Below are 21,091 nucleotides of genomic sequence, written 5' to 3'. Positions count from 1 at the left end.
GAAAAAATTTATTCTAATAAAATAGAGCTGTAAAAATTTCAAAATATACAAATACATATAAAAGAAATCTTTACAAATATAAATAAACTTATTATAATTTTCTTATACAGGGTGTGATTTTTTATAGAAATAAAAGGCTGCATAAGGAGGAAAAGATGATAAGTTTTAAAAACGATTACAGTGAAGGAGCATTACCATATGTAATGGAAGCTTTATTGAAAACAAATATGGAACAAACAGTTGGATATGGTGAAGATGAATATACAGCTCAGGCTATAGAAGCAATAAAGAAAAGTATTAAGTGTGATGACTGTTATGTGCGTCTTTTGGTAGGAGGAACTCAAACAAATCTGCTTACAATAGCTCACTCCCTTCGTCCTCATGAGGCAGTAATAGCTGCAGATACTGGACACATAAGTGTACATGAAGGTGGAGCTATAGAAGCTACTGGACATAAAGTAATTGAATTAAAAACTTCAGGAGATGGAAAATTAGATGTAGAAATTATAAGCAAGTCTGTTGATCTTCATGAAGATACTCACATGGTACAGCCTAAAATGGTATATATATCAAATCCTACAGAGATAGGAACTCTTTATAGTAAACAGGAACTTATTGATCTTTATTATATATTGATGGAGCAAGACTTGCTTCAGCCTTAGCTTCAGAAAAAAATGATTTAAAACTTGAAGATTATCCAAAATATTCAGATGTTTTTTATATAGGTGGAACAAAATGTGGACTTCTGTTTGGAGAAGCTTTAGTAATAATTAATGAAGAATTAAGAAAGAGCCAATTTATACGTATCACAAAGCAAAAAGGAGCTACTTTAGCGAAAGGAAGACTTTTAGGAGTACAGTTTGCTGAATTATTTAAAGGTGATAATTATTATCAAGTAGGAAAACATTCTAATGAAATGGCTATGACATTAAAAAAAGCATTTTTAGATAAAGGATTTAAGCTAAAAACAGATTCATATACAAATCAGCAATTTCCAATATTTCCAGTGGAAATGATAGAAGAAATAGATAAAAAATATAGATATGAATTCTGGGAAAAAATAGACGAAAAGTATTCTGCTATACGTTTTGTTACATCTTGGGCAACTAAAAAAGAACATGTAGATGAGTTTTTAAAGGATTTTGAAGAATTATGCAAAAAATATAATTAAAATTTAAAAGAATAAATTTATTTTAATTAACTGAATTTTTTTAAATTTTTCATTAAGAAATAAAATAAAAGTTCTTCATTTTGTGAAAGAAAGGTATCTGAATGATAAAACCAAAGAGATTAAAAAAAGGTGATAAAATTGCTATTGTCAGTCTTTCATGGGGTGGACTAGGAGATGAAAACTTTATTCATAAATTTTATATTGCAAAAGAGAGACTGGAAAAAGATTTTCAATTAGAAGTTATCTGTATGCCGAATGCATTGAAAGGCAGTGAATTTATAGCACAACATCCAGAATTAAGAGCTAAAGATTTAATGGATGCATTTTTAGATAAATCAATTTCAGCTGTCTTTTGTGCTATTGGGGGAGAAGATACAATACGTATACTTCCATATATTGATTTAGAAATCATACAAAATAATCCTAAAATATTTATGGGATATTCAGACAGTACTATAAATCATTTTATGATGCACAAAGCAGGGCTTATATCATTTTATGGACCTTCCATAATGTGTGAATTTGGTGAATATGTAAAAATGTTTGATTATACTCAAAATGCTGTTAATGATATATTATTTGGAGAATGGAATAAATATTCTCTTCTTCCAAGTTTGGAATGGACAGATGAATATATTTTATGGGAAAAAAATAATATAAATATATCACATACAATGAAAAAAGATATACATGGTTATGAAGTTATAAATGGAACTGGAATTACAAAAGGGCATCTTTTAGGTGGATGTATAGATGTGTTTATGATGGTTAATTGTACAAAAATTTGGCCAACTTTAGACAAATGGACAAATTCCATATTATTTATTGAAACAAGTGAAGATAAACCATCACCAGAATTTATTAAATGGACTTTTAGAAATCTTGCTGCTCAAGGAATACTAAATGTAATAAATGGGATCATTGTAGGAAAGCCACAAGGGGAAGTATTTTATGAAGAGTATAAAACAGCAATTAAAGATGTTGTAGTTAATGAGGAAAAATTAGTAAATCTTCCTATTTTTTATAACATAAATTTTGGACATTCTAAACCAATAGGAATAATTCCATATGGAATTGTAGCAGAGTTAAATTGTGAAGAAAAAACGATAACTTTTTTAGAGAATCCAACAGTATATTAATTTTATCTTATATATTTTATAATGAAGGTTTTAGAAATAGAATCTATATGAAGATAAAAATAAACAATTACTGTAGAAGCAATTAGATCAGGAAGTCATGAAGATATAAGAGTATAATCTTTGAAAATCAGCAAGACCTTATTTAATTAACATAAATAAAAAATATGAAAATAGCAGATCAGTTTTTTACTGTCTGCTATTTTCATATACTTATATATTAAAACATCTTGGGGAAAGATTTTATATGTTTAATATATCAAGTAATTATGGCAAAATTGTTACAAAGAAAAAAATAAAATTTCAAAAATCATCTTGATTTTAGATATTAATAGAGTATACTTATATTGTTACAGATTGGAAATATTAGGAGGGAACCATTTATGAAAAAGAAAATATTTACAATTTTGATGTTTATGATGATTGCTTTATTTAGTTTTAATGCAGTTTATGCTGAAACTACTGTAGTTGTAGCACAGAATGCAGATGCAAAAAGTATGGATCCAACAGCTTCAAATGACGTTCCATCACACAGAGTATATCTTAATATTTATGATACTTTGATAGAAAGAGATACAAATATGAAACTTGTTCCAGCATTAGCAGAAAGTTGGGAACAGATAGACCCATTAACTTTAGTTTTGCATTTAAGAAAAGATATTAAATTTCATAATGGAGATCCATTAAAAGCTTCAGATGTTGTATTTAGTCTGACTAGAGCTAAAGAAGCTCCAAGTTTAATGAGTTTTTTTTATGATGTAGATAAAATAGAAGCTGTAGATGATAGTACGGTTAAAATAACAACAACAAAACCTTTTGGACCATTAACAAATTATCTAGCTCATAAAGGTGCTGCTATTTTAAATGAAAAAGCAGTGAAAGCAGCAGGGAATGATTATGGACAACAACCAATAGGTACAGGACCATTTATCTTTGATTCTTGGAGATCAGGAGATAAAGTTACTTTGAAAGCAAATCCTAACTATTTTAAAGGAAAACCAGCAATAGATACATTGGTCTTTAGAGTTATTCCAGAAGGAGTAAACAGAACAATATCTTTAGAAACAAAAGAAGCAGATATTGCATATGATATAGATCCTGTTGATTTAAAAATGGTTAAAGAACATTCAGATTTAAATCTTATTCAAGAACCAGCAATGAATATAAATTATCTTGGATTTAATACTAAAAAAGCTCCTTTTGATAATAAACTTGTAAGACAGGCAATAGCTTATGCTGTGGATAGACAGAGTATTATAGATGCAGTATATTTAGGAGCAGCTAATGAAGCAAATTCACCAGTATCTCCTAGCGTATTTGGATATAGTAAAGATGCTAAAAAATATTCTTTTGATATAGCTAAAGCCAAGGAACTTTTAGCACAAGCAGGATATCCAAATGGATTTAAAACAAAAATATGGTTAAATGATAATACAGTAAGAAGAGATATAGCTGTTATCCTTCAAGACCAATTGAAACAAATAGGAATAGATCTTCAAATAGAAATATTAGAATGGGGTTCATATCTTGATAGATTGGCAAGAGGAGAACATGATATGTTTTTATTAGGATGGACTTCAAGCCCAGATTCTGACTCGGCTTTGTATGCTTTATTCCATTCTAAAAATCATGGAAGTTCAGGGAATAGAACATATTTCAATAATTCAAGAATGGATCAGCTTCTTGATATGGGAAGAGAAAGCACAGTTCCAGAGGATAGAATTAAATATTATAAAGAAGCTCAAAATATAGTTCAGGAGGAAGTTCCAATGCTTGTTCTTGTATATCCATATGATAATGTAGGTTTACAAAAAACAATAAAAGGATTTATATTAGATGCCGAAAGTGAGCATCGTTTGATACATGTAAGTAAATAATAAAAAAATAAAAATAGCAGAACAAACAGGGAGGTTTGCTCTGCTATTCTCATCTATATATAAAACATCTTGGGGAAAGATTTTATACACATAATATATCAATGAATTGTGACAGAAATGTTACAAAGAAAAAAATAAAATTTCAAAAATAAAAAAAATATTTAGTTCTAAGTTTTCATAGTGAGAATAACAGTTGTATAAAAAAGTAATTTACGATATAATTTATATGTTAATAATTTTTTATTTTAGAAGGGAAATAATAAATGAAAGTTTCAATTTTAGGAAGTGGAAGTAGTGGAAACTCTATTTTTGTGGAGAATGATGGTATCAAGCTTTTAGTTGATGCAGGTTTTAGCTGCAAAAAAATAGAAGAAAAATTAAAATGTATAGATAGGGATATAAATGAAATAGATGCTTTGCTGATAACACATGAGCATACAGATCATATACAGGGAGCAGGAATAATATCAAGGAAATATAACATTCCAATATATATAACACCTGAAAGTTATACTGCAGGAGAGAGTAAGCTTGGAAAAATTTCTGATAAAAATTTAAGATTTATAACAAAGGACTTTTTTTTAAAAGATGGAATAAAAGTACGTCCTTTTGATGTAATGCATGATGCAGAAAGAACCATAGGATACAGATTAGAAACTGAATGTGGAAAAAGAATGGCTATATCAACAGATATAGGTTATGTAAGCAATACAGTAAAGGAATATTTTAAAGAAGTAGATATTATGATTATTGAATGTAATTATGATTATAATATGCTTATGAAATGCAGTTATCCATGGGATTTGAAAGCAAGGGTAAAAAGCAGAAATGGTCATCTTTCTAATAATGATGCAGCTAAATTTATAAAAGATATGTATACTGAAAGATTAAGAAAAGTATATCTTGCTCATATCAGTAAGGATAGTAACAATTATGATATAGTGAGAAATACTTTAAGAGAAGAGCTTTTAACCAGTAATATAAAACTTGATTTTGAAATAGCTATGCAGGATAAAGTAACAGATGTTTTTGAGCTGTAAGGAGGTGTAGATAATGATAAATGAAGAAGTAGGAGAACTTTGGGAAACTATAAAGTTTGAAGTAGGAGGTCTTGGAAATAATTATGGAGAGGGAGCTGATAGAAAGCTTCTTATAGGAAGCGGAAATAAAGAGGCCCCTGTACTTTTTATAGGAGATGATCCAGATCTTTATCAAAATGATGATTTAAAAGTTGCTTCTGGTTCTAGTGGAGAATTCCTTATAAAATTATGTGATATAGAAGGAATAGTGCCAGATGAATACTACATAACTACACTTGCCAAAAAAGATTGCAAATTTAGAGATTATATGGAAGATGATCAAAATGAATTGTTGGAAATGCTGGATATGCAGATAGCTCTTATAAATCCTCAAATAGTTGTGGCATTAGGATCTGAAGCAGCAAGAGCTCTTCTTAAAAGAGAAGTAAAAATAGGAGAGGAAAGAGGAAAATTTATTCAATGGATTGGTGGAATAAAACTTCTTTTGACTTATGACGTGAATTTTGTAAAAAAATCTAGAAATGACAGCGGAAAAAAATCTAAAGTAGCTATAGAATTCTGGAGCGATCTCAAACTTTTGAAAGAGGAGATGTCAAAAGGATATGGAGAAGAAGAGTATTAGAAATTGTATAAGAGAAAAAAGAGAACTACTTCCTTCTTTTGAAGTGAAAGAAACTAGTGAAAAAATAACAAAAGCTTTATTGAAAAGCAGATATTTTCGAGAAGCACAAATAATAATGAGTTATATGAGCTTTAGAAATGAAATAGATACTCATGAAATAAATGAAGCTTTAATAAAAGCAGGGAAAAAACTTCTACTTCCAAGAACAGCAGGAAAAGAAAAAATGGAAGCTGTAGAATATGGAAGAGGTTTTCAAAAAGGAGCTATGGGAATAGAAGAACCTATTGGAGATAAATACACTGGAAAAATAGACTTGATAGTGGTTCCAGGAATAGCTTTTGATAAAGATGGAAACAGAATAGGATTTGGAAGAGGATATTATGATAGATTTTTAGGAAACTATCCAGATTCTGTAAAAATATCTATTGCTTATGATTTTCAATTGGTAGAAAAAATAGAAAATGAAGAACATGATAAAAAAGTAGATATCATTTTTTTAAAAAATAGTATGATTGAAGTTAAGAAATATTGAAAAATCTAAGCTAATGTGATAAAATTTTATATTATTAAGAAAAATTAGGAGGTTTTTTGTGTCAGGACATAGTAAATGGAATAATATTCAGCATAGAAAAGGTGCTCAAGATAGAAAGAGAGCAAAATTATTCACTAAATTTGGGAGAGAACTAACAATAGCAGCTAAAGAAGGTGGAGGAGATCCAAATTTCAACCCTAGACTCAGACTTGCAATAGAGAAAGCAAAAGCTGGAAATATGCCTAAGGATATATTAGAAAGAGCTATAAAAAAAGGGACTGGAGAACTAGAAGGAGTAGAATTTTCTGAAATCAGATATGAAGGTTATGGACCAGCAGGAACTGCTTTTATAGTTGATGTAGTTACAGATAATAAAAATAGATCAGCTTCAGAAGTAAGAATGACTTTCACTAGAAAAGGTGGAAATCTTGGAACTGATGGTGCTGTTGCTTGGATGTTTAAAAAACAGGGAGTTATCACTGTAAAATCTGAAGGAGTAGATTCTGATGAATTCATGATGGCAGCTTTAGAGGCAGGAGCAGAGGATGTATCTGAAGAAGATGGAATATTTGAAGTTATTACTGATTATACTGAATTTCAAACTGTTCTTGAAAATCTGAAAGCAGCAGGATATACTTATGAAGAAGCTGAAATTTCAATGAATCCAGAAAATAAAGTTGAGATCACTGATCTTGAGACTGCTAAGAAAGTAATGGTTCTTTATGATGCATTAGATGATCTTGACGATGTTCAAGATGTTTATGCTAACTTTGATATTGCAGAGGAATTACTAGATCAATTAGATTAGAAAAAAGTATAGTGAGGGGGTTCAAAATTATTTTAGTTTTGAGCTGCCTCATAATTTTTATATAAAAGGAGGGAAATTTAGATGAAAAAAGAAGAGTACAGAGATATGTATCAGCCTATAGAAGATGCTGAAATAAAGTATTTCGATGAAAAAAATACAAATAAGCTGAAAAGACTGGGAATAAAATCTTTGTATGATTTATTTTACTATTTCCCAAGAGCATATGATGACAGAACTAATATCATGAAAATAGGAGATCTTCGTGGAGATGAATATGTAGTTCTCAAAGCAACTCTTCTTACTGTGAGTGCACCCCCCACTAGGTCGGGGCTGAAGATGGTCAAGGCAACAGCTACCGACAATACAGGGATAATAGAACTGGTATGGTTTCAAATGCCCTATCTCAGAAAAACTTTAAAGATAGGAGAGGAATATATATTCATTGGTCAGATAAAAAGAGGTTATATATATCAGCTGGTAAATCCAGAATTCAAATTAGGAAGTAATCAGCAGAAACTTGAAGCAGGAGAAATACTTCCCATATATAGTACAAGCAAAGAAATGCCACAGAATACTCTTCGAAAATTGATGAAAGAAGCTGTGAAAAGTAAATTATATATTTTTCAGGAAAATATTCCAGAGGAGATATTGAAAAAATATAAAGTAATGGATCGAGAACATGCAATGAAGGAAATACATTTTCCAACTAATAGCAAAAATCTTGAAGAGGCAAAAAGAAGATTTGCTATAGAAGAACTATTAGTTTTAGAAATGGGAATCCTTCAGAAAAGATTCGAAATGGATAGCCGGAATACAAGTAAATATGAACTTGAGGATAAAAAAACCTTAGTAAAAGAATATCTTGAAAAGTTAACTTTTTCTCTGACAAAAGCGCAAAAAAAAGTCATAACAGAAATATACAGAGATCTTTCTAATGGAAGAATAATAAACAGACTTATACAGGGAGATGTAGGAAGTGGAAAAACAATAGTATCTATGGTTCTTTTGCTTTACATGGTAGAAAATTCATATCAGGGAGTATTAATGGCACCAACAGAGATACTTGCAGTACAGCATTATCTTTCTGTAAAAGATAAATTTGAAAAACTTGGAGTAAAAGTGGAACTTCTTACAGGAAGTTTTAAAGGGAAAGTTAAACAGAAACTTCTGGATTCAATAAAAGAGGGAGAAGTTGATATAGTAATAGGAACTCATGCTCTTATAGAAGAAAATGTAGAATTTGAAAGGCTTGGTCTAATAATAATAGATGAACAGCATAGATTTGGTGTAGTACAAAGAAAACTATTGAGAGATAAGGGAGTTCTCGCTAATTTAGTAGTAATGAGTGCGACACCAATTCCAAGATCATTGGCATTGAGTATTTACGGGGATTTAGATGTATCAGTAATAGATGAGCTTCCTCCAGGAAGAAAACCTATAAAAACTAAGTGGATAGCTACAATAGATGAAACAAAGACTATGTATGAATTTATTGGGAAAAAATTATCTCAAGGAAGACAGGCATATTTTGTAGCACCTCTTATAGAGGAAAGTGAAAAACTAGCAGCTAAATCTACAGAGGAACTTCTTGAAGAAGTGAACAAATATCTTCCTGATTATAGAATAGGAGTACTTCATGGAAGAATGAAGAACGCCGATAAAGATGAAATAATGAGCAGTTTTAAAAACAAGGAACTGGATATTATGGTATCTACTACTGTTATTGAAGTCGGAGTAGATGTGCCAAATGCTACAGTTATGGTAATAAATAATGCTGAAAGATTTGGACTTTCTGCTCTTCATCAATTAAGAGGAAGAGTAGGAAGAGGAGAATATCAATCTTACTGTTTTCTAGTATCAAGAACAGATAATGCAGTATCTAAATCCAGACTTCAAGTAATGGAAGAGACACAGGATGGATTTAAGATAGCAGAAGAAGATTTAAAACTTAGAAAATCAGGAGAGATATTTGGAACAAAACAAAGTGGATTTAGTGATCTTAAATTTACAGACATAGTTCATGATGTAAAAACTATCAAGCTTGTGAAGGATATCTGTACAGATTATCTCAAAGAAAACAAGGGAATAATAAAAAATAGATATCTGAAATATGACATTGAAGAAAAGTTTAAAGAAAATTAGAAAAAAAAATTAAAATATGATAGAATATAGAGTAAATTATAGAAAATTCGGAGGGTAAAATGAGATTTAGTAAGAGTTATATAAAAACACTTAAGGAAACTCCAAAAGAAGCAGAAACAGCAAGTCATAAACTTCTATTGAGAGCAGGTATGATAAAAAAACTTACAAGTGGAGTTTATACATATTTACCATTAGGATATAAAGCTTTAAGAAAAGTGGAAAATATAGTAAGAGAAGAAATGAATAGAGCAGGATCACAGGAAATATTGATGCCAGTACTTCAACCAGCTGAATTATGGAAAGAAAGTGGAAGATGGGATGTAATGGGACCTTTAATGATGAAGCTTCAAGATAGAAATAAAAGAGATTTTGTATTAGGACCAACTCATGAAGAAGTTGTAACAGACCTGATAAGAAATGATATATCTTCATATAAAGCATTGCCATTAAGTCTTTATCAAATTCAAACTAAATTTAGAGATGAAATAAGACCAAGATTTGGACTTATGAGAGGAAGAGAATTTGTCATGAAAGATGGATACTCTTTTCATGCAACAGCTGAGTCATTAGATGAAGAATTTTTAAATATGAGAGATACCTATTCAAGAATATTTTCAAGGTGTGGGCTTAAATTCAGACCAGTAGAAGCAGATTCAGGAGCAATAGGAGGAAGTGGTTCTCAAGAGTTTCATGTATTAGCAGATTCAGGAGAAGATGAAATCATATACTGTGATTCTTGTTCATATGCAGCAAATGTGGAAACTGCTGTAAGCAATGTAGAAGCAGCCCCAAAAGAAGAGATAAAAAATGCAGAATTGATAGATACTCCAAATGTGTCTAAGATACATGATATAGTTCAATTTCTTAATATTCCTTACAGTAAAACTGTAAAAGCTATGATGTATAGAGATATGGGGAATGATCAAGTGTATATGGTTCTCATAAGAGGTGATTATGAAGTAAATGAAACTAAGCTTAAAAATGTAATCAATGCTGTAGATGTAGTTCTTCTTACAGATGAAGAAATTGAAAATTATGGGTTTATAAAAGGATTTATTGGACCATATGGAATAAAAATAGAAAATATAAAAGTAGTTGCAGATACTGCTGTAACTGAAATCAATAATCATACTGCTGGAGGAAATAATCTTGATACTCACTACATAAATGTAAATTATGGAAGAGATTATAAAGCTGATATAGTTGCAGATATAAAAACTGTAAAAGCAGGAGAAACATGTGAAAGATGTGGAGGAAAACTTCATAGTGCAAGAGGGATAGAAGTAGGACATATTTTTAAACTTGGAGATAAATATTCAAAAGCTATGAATGCAACTTTCCTTGATGATAAAGGTGAAAGTAAAGTTATGGTTATGGGATGTTATGGAATAGGAATATCAAGAACTCTCGCTTCTACAATAGAACAGAACAATGATGAATTTGGAATTATTTGGCCTACTGCTTTGGCACCATATATTGTTGATGTTATTCCTGCTAATATAAAAAATGAAGAGCAGGTAAAGGTAGCTGAAGAAATATATGAAGCTCTTTTAAATGATGGAATAGAATCTATGATAGATGACAGAGATGAAAGACCTGGATTTAAATTTAAAGATGCAGATCTTATTGGATTTCCATTTAAAGTTGTTTCTGGTAAAAAAGCTGGAGAAGGAATTGTGGAACTTAAGATTAGAAGAACAGGAGAAACTATTGAAATATCTAAGGATAATGTAGTTTCAACGGTGAGAGAACTTATGAAAAAATATTAATTGCAATAAAGTTGAAGAGGCAGATGAATTTTTCGACCTGCCTCTTTTTTAATTATTTTAATGGGGGATATTATGAGTGAAAAAAGAGAAAGTTTTACAGGAAAAATAGGATTCATGCTTTCATGTGTTGGAGCAGCTATTGGACTTGGGAATATATGGTTATTTTCTTGGAAATTAGGAAAATATGGAGGAGCAGCATTTCTTATACCATATTTCATATTTATTGCATTATTTGCAGTAGTTGGTCTTGTAGGAGAAATATCCTTTGGAAGAATGATGAAAAAAGGAATATTTGGTTTACCTGAGGTAATAAAAAATACTAAAATACCTTTTAAAAAATATCTTTCAGTAGTTCCTATAGTATCAGTTACAGGAGTATTTATATTTTATGTTATAGTTTTTGGTTGGGTAATAAGATACTTTTTTTCATATCTAACTGGAACTATAAATCATGTTGAGTATGGAGAGTATTTTGGTCAACTTGCAGGACAGAGAGCTTCTATTCCATGGCATATAGTGGGAATAATCTTTAGTGTAACAGTTATATCTTTTGGAGTTGTAAAAGGGATAGAAAAGATAAATAAAATAATAATGCCTTTAATGTTTGTAATATTTTTAGGACTTATGATAAGATCACTGACTTTGCCAAATGCTGTATCTGGAGTTAATTTTCTTCTTCAGCCTAATTGGAATATGCTTAAAGAGCCAATGACATGGATAATGGCATTAGGACAGGCATTTTTTACAGTTGGATTGAGTGGATCAGCACTCTTGGTATATGGAAGTTATCTTGGAGATGATGTAAATATATTTGAAAGTGTAATTCAGACTTGTTTTCTCGATACAATAGCAGCTCTCATGGCTGGATTTATAATAATACCAGCAGCTTTTGCTTTTGGATTGGATGCAGGAGCAGGACCTTCACTTTTATTTATAACAATACCAGCAATTTTTTCACAGATTCCAGGAGGAAGGTTACTTGGAGGAATATTTTTCTTAAGTATTATATTTGCTGCTCTCTCATCTGCCATTAATCAACTGGAAGTACCAGTAGAATCATTTATGAATAAATTTAGTTTTTCAAGAAAAAAATCTGCTGTAATAGTAGGGTTTATAGCTTTGATTATAGGATTGCTTTTGGACTTAAATATGAATTATTTTGGAAAATTTGCTGATTTTGTTTCAGTTATTCTTATTCCATTAGGAGCAGTTATATCTCTAGGAATTTACTTTTATTGTATAGATAAAAATAAAGTAGTGGCTGAAATCAACAAAGGAAGTAATTTTAAAAGTGGAAATATAATATTATGGTTTGGGAGATATATATTTATTCCAGGAACAATAGTAATAATAATTTTAGGACTTATTTATGGAAGTATAGGATAAGGGTCTTGACAAAATAGATTAAATTAATTATAATCATAAGGAAGTAATACAGTAGAACAGTAGAAGCAGTGAAAAAGTAAAATTATGTAGAATAGTAGAATTGTAGTATAGGAAAATAATTAATTTAGTAATATATTAAAAATCTCCTTTTTAGGAAATGTCTTTTTGTATTATTTTGCCTTTTTACAATTTTATGTAAGAAGGCTTTTTTTATGCAGAAAGAGGAGAGATGAAAATGAGAGAAAAGATTAAAAAAAGTTTGATTATGGATATTCTTCCAATAATTTTTATTATAGTATTTGGAGAGATATCGATACTTCAATGGAGAACAGGTGTGGTTCCTCCTATACTTGCAGGAGTAGTAGTATCAGGAACAATAGCCTTTATGAGAGGGGAAACTCTTAAGAATATTGAAGAAGCAATGGGAAGTGGTGTAAAAAGAGTATTTCCAGCACTCCTTACAGTTATTTTGGTAGGACTTATTGTAAGCAGCTGGATAATAGGAGGAATAATTCCATCTATGGTCTATTGGGGTTTTAAAATAATAGATTTTAGATTTTTTGTTCCAATTGTTATGGCTATGACTGGAGCTGTAGCGGTTATAACAGGAACATCTTTCACATCTATAGGAACAATTGGAGTATCATTTATAATAATAGCTAAACAAGTTGGGATACCTCTTGAGATTACAGCGGGAGCAATAGTATCAGGAGCTTTTTTAGGAGATAAAATGTCACCACTTTCAGATACAACAAATATATCTGCTGCACTTGGAAAAACAGATCTTTTTGAACATATACAGTATATGCTTATGGATACAATACCAGCCTTTATTATTGCTATAATAGGATTTACAATAGTTGGAAATAATATAGTAGTGGAGAATATAAACTTAGAAAACATAAATGGATTTTTAACAGAACTGGAAACAGTATTTAATATAACTCCGGTACTTCTTTTAGTTCCTCTTATTGTCATAATTTTGGGAGTAAAAAGAATACCATCAAATATAGTTCTTTTTTCTTCAGTAATAATGGGAGTATTGAGTAGCTTTATATTTCAAAACTTCAAAACTGTAGATATAATGAGAAGCACAATATTAGGAGTAAATCAAAAGTTTAATGATCCTTCAGTAACAAAATTGTTTGCTAGAGGAGGAATGAATGAGGTAAGTGGAACTGTAATAATTATAATATTTATAGGATGCCTTATTGGAATAATAAATGAATGCCATTCTTTTGATAATCTCTTGAGTAAGATACAGTCAGGAATAAAGAATTCCAGACAACTTACAGTAACTGTATTTTTAGTTTCTTTTGGAGTAGGTTTTGTAACAGGAGCACAACTTCTGGCAATTATTCTTCCAATATCTATTTTTCTCCCACTTTTTGAAAAGTTTAATTTAAAAAATAAAAATATAACAAGAATAGTAGAAGCAACTGGAACAGTGGGAATAACTCTTGTTCCATGGAGTGTACCTGGAATATTTATAGCAGGAACTTTAGGTGTGGATATGGTAAAAGTAATACCTTATCTATTTTTTCCAATAGCTTTATTAGCTGTAAATTTATTTTTTAATATAACAGAAATAGGAACAAGTAAACTTGAAAATAAAAGTAAAAAAGAAATAAAAATTAAGAAGGAAAGAATTATATTTAATCTTTTCAGTAAGTAAAAATAATTGATTTTAAGCAGCTTTGAACTTTACAGAGCTGCTTTTTTATTGTTATAAAAAAATTATAAATAAAAAATGAAATAGAAGAAATTGATCGAATAATTTTATAATAACATATACTAAAGAAAATTTTTTTAGATTTTTTGAAAATTTTAATAAAAAATAATAAAATTCATTATAAATTGTTCTATTTAAAATAAAAATTCACCAATAAAAAACAAAAATTATAGTTGACATTAAAAGTCCACAATGATACTATGTATATATAGTAAAAAAACATTAAATTTAATTTTGTATCCATTATAAAAAAGTTTTAAGAGTCACTTGGAATATTAAAACAAAAGGAGGCAGTATATGTTTTTTAAAACAACAGAAGATCATGAAAATTTGCGTATGAAAATCAGAGAATTTGCTGAAACAGAGGTAAAGCCCATAGCCTTTATGTTAGATAAGGAGAATGAATTTCCAACTGAGGCAGTAAAAAAATTAGGTGAAATGGGAATATTGGGAACACCATTTCCAAAAGAATATGGTGGAGCTGGTTTAGATACACTTAGTTATGCGATTGCTGTTGAGGAATTATCAAGAGTAGATGGAGGAACAGGAGTAATATTATCAGCTCATGTTTCTTTAGGTTCATATCCTATTTTTGCTTATGGAACTGAGGAACAAAAACAAAAATATTTAGTACCACTGGCAAAGGGAGAAAAATTAGGAGCCTTTGGACTTACAGAACCAAATGCAGGAAGTGATGCTGGTGGTACTGAAACAACAGCAGTATTAGAAGGAGACTATTATATTCTCAATGGTGGAAAAATATTTATAACAAATGCTGATAAAGCAGAAACTTATATAGTTTTTGCAGTTACAACTCCTGATATAGGAACTAGAGGAATAAGTGCTTTTATAGTTGAAAAAGGATGGGAAGGATTCACATTTGGAGATCATTATGATAAGATGGGTATTCGTTCATCTTCAACTGCTGAATTGATATTTAATAATGTAAAAGTGCCAAAAGAAAACCTTTTAGGGAAAGAAGGAGAAGGATTTAAAATTGCTATGTTCACACTGGATGGTGGCAGAATAGGGATAGCTTCTCAAGCACTTGGAATTGCTCAAGGTGCTTTTGAAAATGCTCTTGCATATGCAAAAGAAAGAGAACAATTTGGAAAACCTATTGCTTTTCAGCAGGTAATTTCATTTAAATTAGCTGATATGGCAACAAAATTGAGAGCAGCAAGATTTTTAGTATACAGTGCTGCAGAATTAAAGGAAAATCATGAAGATTATGCCATGGAATCTGCTATGGCAAAACAATATGCTTCTGATGTATGCTTGGAAATTGTGAATGAGGCATTGCAAATTTTTGGAGGAACTGGATATCTTAAAGGAATGGAAGTAGAACGTGCTTATCGTGACGCAAAAATTTGTACTATTTATGAAGGAACAAATGAAATTCAGAGAGTGGTTATTGCTTCTCATTTAATTGGTAAAATGCCTAAAAGTGATGGCGGATCTAAAAAGCCATCTTCAAAAGGTCTTCCAACAGGTGTTCGTAAAAATATAATATTAAAAGAAGGAAATGCAAAAGAGAAAGTAGAAGCTCTGGTAGAAGCTTTAAAAGCTGATGGTTATGACTTTACAGTAGGGATAGATTTAGATACTCCTATATCAAAAGCTGACCGTGTAGTAAGTGCTGGAAAAGGAATTGGACCAAAAGAAAATATGGAACTTATTAAAAAACTAGCTATACAAGCTGGAGCTGCCATTGGATCATCTAGACCAGTAGCTGAAACTTTGAGATATCTTCCATTGAATCGTTATGTTGGAATGTCTGGACAAAAATTTAATGGAAATCTGTATATAGCTTGTGGAATTTCTGGAGCAGGGCAACACTTAAAAGGAATAAAAGATGCTACAACAATAGTTGCGATTAATAATAATCCAAATGCACCTATATTTAAAAATGCTGACTATGGAATAATAGGAACTGTAGAAGAAATACTTCCTTTACTTACAGCTGCATTGGATAATGGAGAGCCTAAAAAAGAAGCTCCTCCAATGAAAAAAATGAAGAGAGCTATTCCTAAAAAAGAAAAACCTACTTGGAAACTTCATGTCTGCAACGGATGTGGGTATGAGTACGATCCAGCTGTTGGAGATGAAGAAAATGATATAAAACCAGGAACTCTTTTTGAAGCTCTTCCTGAGGAATGGATCTGTCCATTATGTGGAGAAGATAAGGATATGTTTATTGAAGTTTAAGATACCTATAAAAATTTAAGCTGTTTTAAGCATAAAGGAGGAGTAATTCATGCATAATGTTAGAAAAATAACTGAAGATTTATACTGGGTAGGAGGAGATGATCATCGTCTTCATCTATTTGAAAATATACACCCTATTCCTAGAGGAGTTTCATATAATTCATATCTTCTTTTAGATAAAAAAACTGTATTATTTGATACAGTAGATTGGTCAATAGGGCGTCAATTTATAGAAAATATACAAACAGTTCTAGATGGAAGACTTTTAGATTATATGGTTATTAATCATATGGAACCAGATCATGCTGCTATGATAGAAGAAGTAATGCTTCGTTATCCAAAAGTTAAAATTATCAGCAGTGAAAAAGCTTTTTATTTTATGACTCAATTTGGATTTCATATAGACAGTTCAAAGACTCAAGAGGTAAAGGAAGGAGACAAGGTATCTTTTGGAAAACATGAGATTTTATTTGTTGCAGCTCCAATGGTACATTGGCCAGAGGCTATGGTAAGTTTTGATCTATCTAATGGAGTATTATTCAGTGCAGATGCTTTTGGGTCTTTTGGAGCTTTAGATGGAAAGTTATTTAATGATGAAGTAAAATTTGATAGAGAGTGGCTTGATGATGCAAGACGTTATTATACAAATATTGTTGGAAAATATGGTCCTCATGTACAAGCACTTTTAAAGAAAGCTGCTGGAATAGATATAAAAATTATATGTCCTTTACATGGCCCAGTTTGGCGTAATGATTTAGGATATTTCCTTGATAAATATGATAAGTGGAGCAGATATGAACCTGAAGAAAAAGGGGTAATGATTGTATATGCTTCAATGTATGGAAATACAGAAAATGCAGTATCTGTACTGGCATCTAAGCTAGTACAGAAAGGAATGACAAATGTAGTAATGTATGATGTTTCTAAAACTCATGTTTCTCAGCTTATATCTGAAACATTTAAATACAGCCATGTAGTGCTGGCTTCTGTGACATATAATTTAGGAATTTATCCATTAATGCATAATTATTTGATGGATATGAAAGCATTAAATTTACAAAAAAGAACATTTGGTATATTAGAAAATGGTTCTTGGGCTTGTGAATCTGGTAAATTGATGCAGGAGTTTTTAGAAGATATGAGGGAAACGACTGTATTGAATGAAAGAGTTACATTAACTTCTTCTATGAATGAAAGTACAATTGAAGAAATGGATATTTTTGTTGATAGTATACTTGAATCAATGAAAGAAAAGGAATAATTTTATAATAAAAAAGCTTGCTGATTTACTCAGTGAGCTTTTTTTATTATTTAAAAATAACTATGAGAAAGTTAAAAATTATCTCTAAAAGAATAGTAAAATTTAGAGTTTCTAAAAATATAAATAAATAATAGGGTGTTGGAGATGCATTAAGCATCTCTTTTTTATATTAAAATTTAAATGGTAGAGTAAGTATTAATGTGATAAAATTTAATTAGATTCAGTTTTATACAGATAAAATTTTTTTGAGGGGAATAAAGATATGGAAAAACTACAGAAATATAAAAAAGCTGTTATTTTTTCTGGAGGTGGATCCAGATTTGCTGTCTATGGGGGCATATTTTCTGCATTGAAAGATATGGGGCATACACCTGATCTCATTATAGGAAGCTGTGGTGGAGCAATAGCTGCTGCCATTATAAATTCACTTGAAACCGACATTGAGATAAAAGAATATATGAAGTCATTAGAGTTATATGGTTTTATGAAATCTTTAAAATTAACTAGAGAAAAAATGCTCTATAGAATAGGTATTGATTGTAAGTTGAGGGAATTAAGAAAAAAATTATATATTGAAAATATTTTTGATAAATATTTAGTAGATATACCAGAAGATTTAGATAATTATCTTCCAACATTGAGTAAAAGAAAAAATCTTTCTATTAAAACTATTATAATTGGTTCTAAAATACTATTTGATAAATTTGAAACAGGTAAAATATGTGGAGATAGAAAATTGTACCAAGAGGTTATTTTTACAGATAAAAAAACAGAAAAGTTATTTAAAAAAGAGGAATTAAAAGTAAAATCAAAAGTTTTATTGAAAAGCACAATTGCAGAAAAAGAAGAAATAATAACAGATTTTTCTTTATTAAAAGCAGCAAGAATATCAATTTCAGATATGTTTTATACTAAACCAGTACTACATAATGATGAATATTTTGCTGGTGGGGCAATAAATCTTGTACCAATAGAATTGGCAAAATTATTAGCAGATGAAGTAATACTGGAGCTAAAACAGGAATATGATAAAATAGAGGATTCTTCTGTAAAATCAGTTTTTGGTTATAGTGGAAATGAAAGATTGCAAGAAGTACATGATTCCTATGGAGATTATTGGATAGATACATCTGATGTTCCTTCAAAATTAAAAGGACATTATGTGACAGCCAGATTGAATTTACTTAAGTTACAAGTTGAATTATCAATTCCAGATGAATATGAAAAATTCAGAGAGGATGTAGATATTCAATGGAAATATGGGTATGAACGGGCAAAGGAAGCTATAATAAGTGGAAAGAATAATAAAAAAAATATGAGAAATAAAAATATATATAATACCTCTGAAATATTTAGAAAAATTAATACTGGAGGAATATAATGAAAATATTTATTGCAGGAGGAACATCAGGAATAGGATTGGCCATTGCTGAAAAATATTTAAAACAAGGTCATGAAGTAGCAGTTTGTGGACGTAATAAAGAAAAAATAGATAAAATAAGAAAAAATGATAAACTCAAAATTTATAGATTTGATACTTATGATAAAGAAGTTTTTGAAAAAGCAGTGAAAGATTTCTCCAATGGAGAATTGGATATAATGATAGCTTCAGCTGGAAATTATTCAAATAGCCGTACTAGAAGATTAACTCAGGAAGAAGCTGTAAATATGCTGAAAGTAAATATAGCTGGAACTATAAATGCTTTTGAAATAGCAAGAGAAATTATGTTGAAAAATAAAAATGGGCATATTGCTGCAATATCTTCAGTGGCAGCATTGTTAGAATATCCAGGGGCATCAGTATACAGCAAATCAAAAAGAGTAGTTATTAATTTATGTGAAGCATACAGAGAAGCTTTGGCAGATTTTGGAATAAGGGTGACAGCTGTTATACCAGGGTATATTGATACTTTAAAATTGAGGGAATTGAATAATAATGATGTCTCTAAAAAACCTTTTATAATATCAGAAGAATATGCAGCAGATATTATTATCAAAAGTATTAAAGAGAATAAAGAAAAAATAATATTCCCCTTGAAAATGAAAATAATTGTTTCTATCCTTTCTATATTACCTAAAAAAATGTTAAGTAAGATACTTTTAAGGAAAAGTAATGGAAAATAAAAATATAAAATTAAAAATTCAAAGTTTTTTATGGATGATAATAAGTTACTTGATTTTTATATTTTTTTATAAAGCAGCTGGAATACATGCTTCCACTTTAGAATCAGTACCATCATTTTATTTTCCTTGGGAGAAAAATATACCCTTTATTTCATGGTTAATAATTCCATATATGAGTTCTGGTATATTTTTTGTAATAATATTTTTTTTATGCAAAACAAAAGAAAGCTTATATATATTAGTAAAACAAATAAATTCCATAACAGTAATATCATCAATTTCTTTTTTTATATTTCCTTTGAAGTTTGCATTTGAAAAGCCTGAAATAAGCAATGGTTTTTTAAACACTATTTTCCAATTTCTTGAAAGAATGGACAATAATTTTAACCAATGTCCATCTCTACATATCAGCTATGCAATAGTATTTGCAATAGTATTTCAGAAAGAAATAAAAAGTAAAGTAAAATATGTATTTTATATTTGGTTTTTATTCATGGGATTATCAACAATTTTTATTTATCAGCACCATATTATAGATATAATATTTGCTTTGCTGCTTACTATATTTATTTTATTTATTTTTTCAGAAAAAGTTAATGAAAGAAATAAGAAAATAGGATTTATTTATTTTTTACTTAGTTTTCTTTTGTTTTCAACAGGAATAATATTTTTTAATTGGAGCATAGTATTATTTTTTCCTTCCTTAACTTTTTTTCTCGTTGGAAAAGCATATATAGAAAATAATCCAAATTTTATAAAGAAAGTGGGGAAAATAACACCATATAATAAAATAATATATTTCCCATATTTGTTTTGTTATAATATATTATGGAAATTTTTTAGAAAATATGAGGAAAATCCTTGGAAAGAAATTGCACCAGATATTTTTATTGGTTCAAAATTAAATGACAGACAAGTTAAAGAATTTATTTCAGATAAAAAAATTATCATAATAGATTTATCAGCTGAAGCAGAGGAAAACAGGATATTGAAAGAGAAAGGGGAATATTATTCTTTTCCTCTTTTAGATATTTGTAATTTTAATGAAGAAATATTTTTATCTGCTTTAGAATTTATATTAGGAGAATATAAAAATTTGGGGAAAAATGAAAAAATATATATCCATTGTTTAATGGGATATTCAAGGAGCACAGCATTAGGAATTGCTTTTTTAAAAAAGAATTACCAGGTTGAAACTAATGAAGCTGTTTCAGTAATAAAAAAAATAGTTAAATATGCTGTAATTCCAAACTATATATTAGATATTATTGAAAAATATTGAG

15 protein-coding genes and 1 pseudogene are annotated in these 21,091 nt (G+C 29.6%); all 16 read left to right on the top strand.

Going from position 1 to position 21,091, the window contains the following annotated elements:
* The first annotated feature begins 155 nt into the window (after window positions 1-155).
* The 16 genes and pseudogenes from E6771_RS06765 (at window position 156) to E6771_RS06690 (ending at window position 21,090) form a co-directional block, all read left to right on the top strand.
* Window positions 156-1,171, top strand: a pseudogene (locus tag E6771_RS06765) (threonine aldolase family protein).
* 101 nt (window positions 1,172-1,272) lie between these two features.
* Window positions 1,273-2,310, top strand: a complete 1,038-nt coding sequence (locus tag E6771_RS06760; RefSeq protein WP_316090462.1) for an LD-carboxypeptidase — start codon at window positions 1,273-1,275, stop codon at window positions 2,308-2,310.
* Window positions 2,311-2,690: 380 nt separating this feature from the next.
* Window positions 2,691-4,184, top strand: coding sequence for a glutathione ABC transporter substrate-binding protein (locus E6771_RS06755; RefSeq protein ID WP_316090461.1), 1,494 nt, complete (start codon window positions 2,691-2,693; stop codon window positions 4,182-4,184).
* Between the two features lie 263 nt (window positions 4,185-4,447).
* Window positions 4,448-5,224, top strand: coding sequence for an MBL fold metallo-hydrolase (locus E6771_RS06750; RefSeq protein ID WP_316090460.1), 777 nt, complete (start codon window positions 4,448-4,450; stop codon window positions 5,222-5,224).
* A 10-nt stretch (window positions 5,225-5,234) separates the two neighbouring features.
* Complete coding sequence (locus tag E6771_RS06745) at window positions 5,235-5,846, top strand: uracil-DNA glycosylase family protein (protein ID WP_316090528.1); 612 nt, start codon at window positions 5,235-5,237, stop codon at window positions 5,844-5,846.
* A complete protein-coding gene (locus E6771_RS06740; protein WP_316090458.1) occupies window positions 5,827-6,378 on the top strand; it encodes a 5-formyltetrahydrofolate cyclo-ligase in 552 nt (183 codons plus the stop codon). Before E6771_RS06745 ends, E6771_RS06740 begins: the two co-directional genes overlap by 20 nt.
* Before the next feature lie 58 nt (window positions 6,379-6,436).
* Window positions 6,437-7,186 (top strand): YebC/PmpR family DNA-binding transcriptional regulator, encoded by a 750-nt coding sequence (locus E6771_RS06735; RefSeq protein WP_316090457.1) that lies wholly within the window; start codon window positions 6,437-6,439, stop codon window positions 7,184-7,186.
* Between the two features lie 81 nt (window positions 7,187-7,267).
* Window positions 7,268-9,328: an ATP-dependent DNA helicase RecG gene (gene recG, locus E6771_RS06730; protein ID WP_316090456.1), complete on the top strand. Its 2,061-nt coding sequence runs from the start codon at window positions 7,268-7,270 to the stop codon at window positions 9,326-9,328.
* Between the two features lie 59 nt (window positions 9,329-9,387).
* Entirely contained in the window at window positions 9,388-11,097 is a 1,710-nt protein-coding gene (locus tag E6771_RS06725; RefSeq protein ID WP_316090455.1) for a proline--tRNA ligase, read from the top strand.
* A 72-nt stretch (window positions 11,098-11,169) separates the two neighbouring features.
* Window positions 11,170-12,483: a sodium-dependent transporter gene (locus tag E6771_RS06720; protein ID WP_316090454.1), complete on the top strand. Its 1,314-nt coding sequence runs from the start codon at window positions 11,170-11,172 to the stop codon at window positions 12,481-12,483.
* Window positions 12,484-12,718: 235 nt separating this feature from the next.
* Window positions 12,719-14,158, top strand: a complete 1,440-nt coding sequence (locus tag E6771_RS06715; RefSeq protein WP_316090453.1) for a Na+/H+ antiporter NhaC family protein — start codon at window positions 12,719-12,721, stop codon at window positions 14,156-14,158.
* Window positions 14,159-14,512: 354 nt separating this feature from the next.
* On the top strand, window positions 14,513-16,423 hold the full coding sequence (locus E6771_RS06710; protein ID WP_316090452.1) for an acyl-CoA dehydrogenase family protein: 1,911 nt from the start codon (window positions 14,513-14,515) through the stop codon (window positions 16,421-16,423).
* Window positions 16,424-16,472: 49 nt separating this feature from the next.
* The gene (locus E6771_RS06705) at window positions 16,473-17,684 is read left to right on the top strand and encodes an FprA family A-type flavoprotein (RefSeq protein ID WP_316090451.1); all 1,212 of its coding nucleotides are present in this window, start codon (window positions 16,473-16,475) and stop codon (window positions 17,682-17,684) included.
* Window positions 17,685-17,946: 262 nt separating this feature from the next.
* The gene (locus E6771_RS06700; RefSeq protein ID WP_316090450.1) at window positions 17,947-19,065 is read left to right on the top strand and encodes a patatin-like phospholipase family protein; all 1,119 of its coding nucleotides are present in this window, start codon (window positions 17,947-17,949) and stop codon (window positions 19,063-19,065) included.
* A complete protein-coding gene (locus E6771_RS06695) occupies window positions 19,065-19,808 on the top strand; it encodes an SDR family NAD(P)-dependent oxidoreductase (RefSeq protein WP_316090449.1) in 744 nt (247 codons plus the stop codon). The genes E6771_RS06700 and E6771_RS06695 overlap by 1 nt, the downstream gene beginning before the upstream one ends.
* Window positions 19,798-21,090: a dual specificity protein phosphatase family protein gene (locus E6771_RS06690; protein WP_316090448.1), complete on the top strand. Its 1,293-nt coding sequence runs from the start codon at window positions 19,798-19,800 to the stop codon at window positions 21,088-21,090. Before E6771_RS06695 ends, E6771_RS06690 begins: the two co-directional genes overlap by 11 nt.
* The last annotated feature ends 1 nt before the right edge of the window (window position 21,091 follow it).

It is taken from the genome of Fusobacterium sp., assembly GCF_032477075.1.
In the GTDB taxonomy this organism is placed as follows: domain Bacteria; phylum Fusobacteriota; class Fusobacteriia; order Fusobacteriales; family Fusobacteriaceae; genus Fusobacterium_A.
Note: the sequence above shows the minus strand (reverse complement) of the source record. Positions and strands in the feature narration are given on the sequence as shown.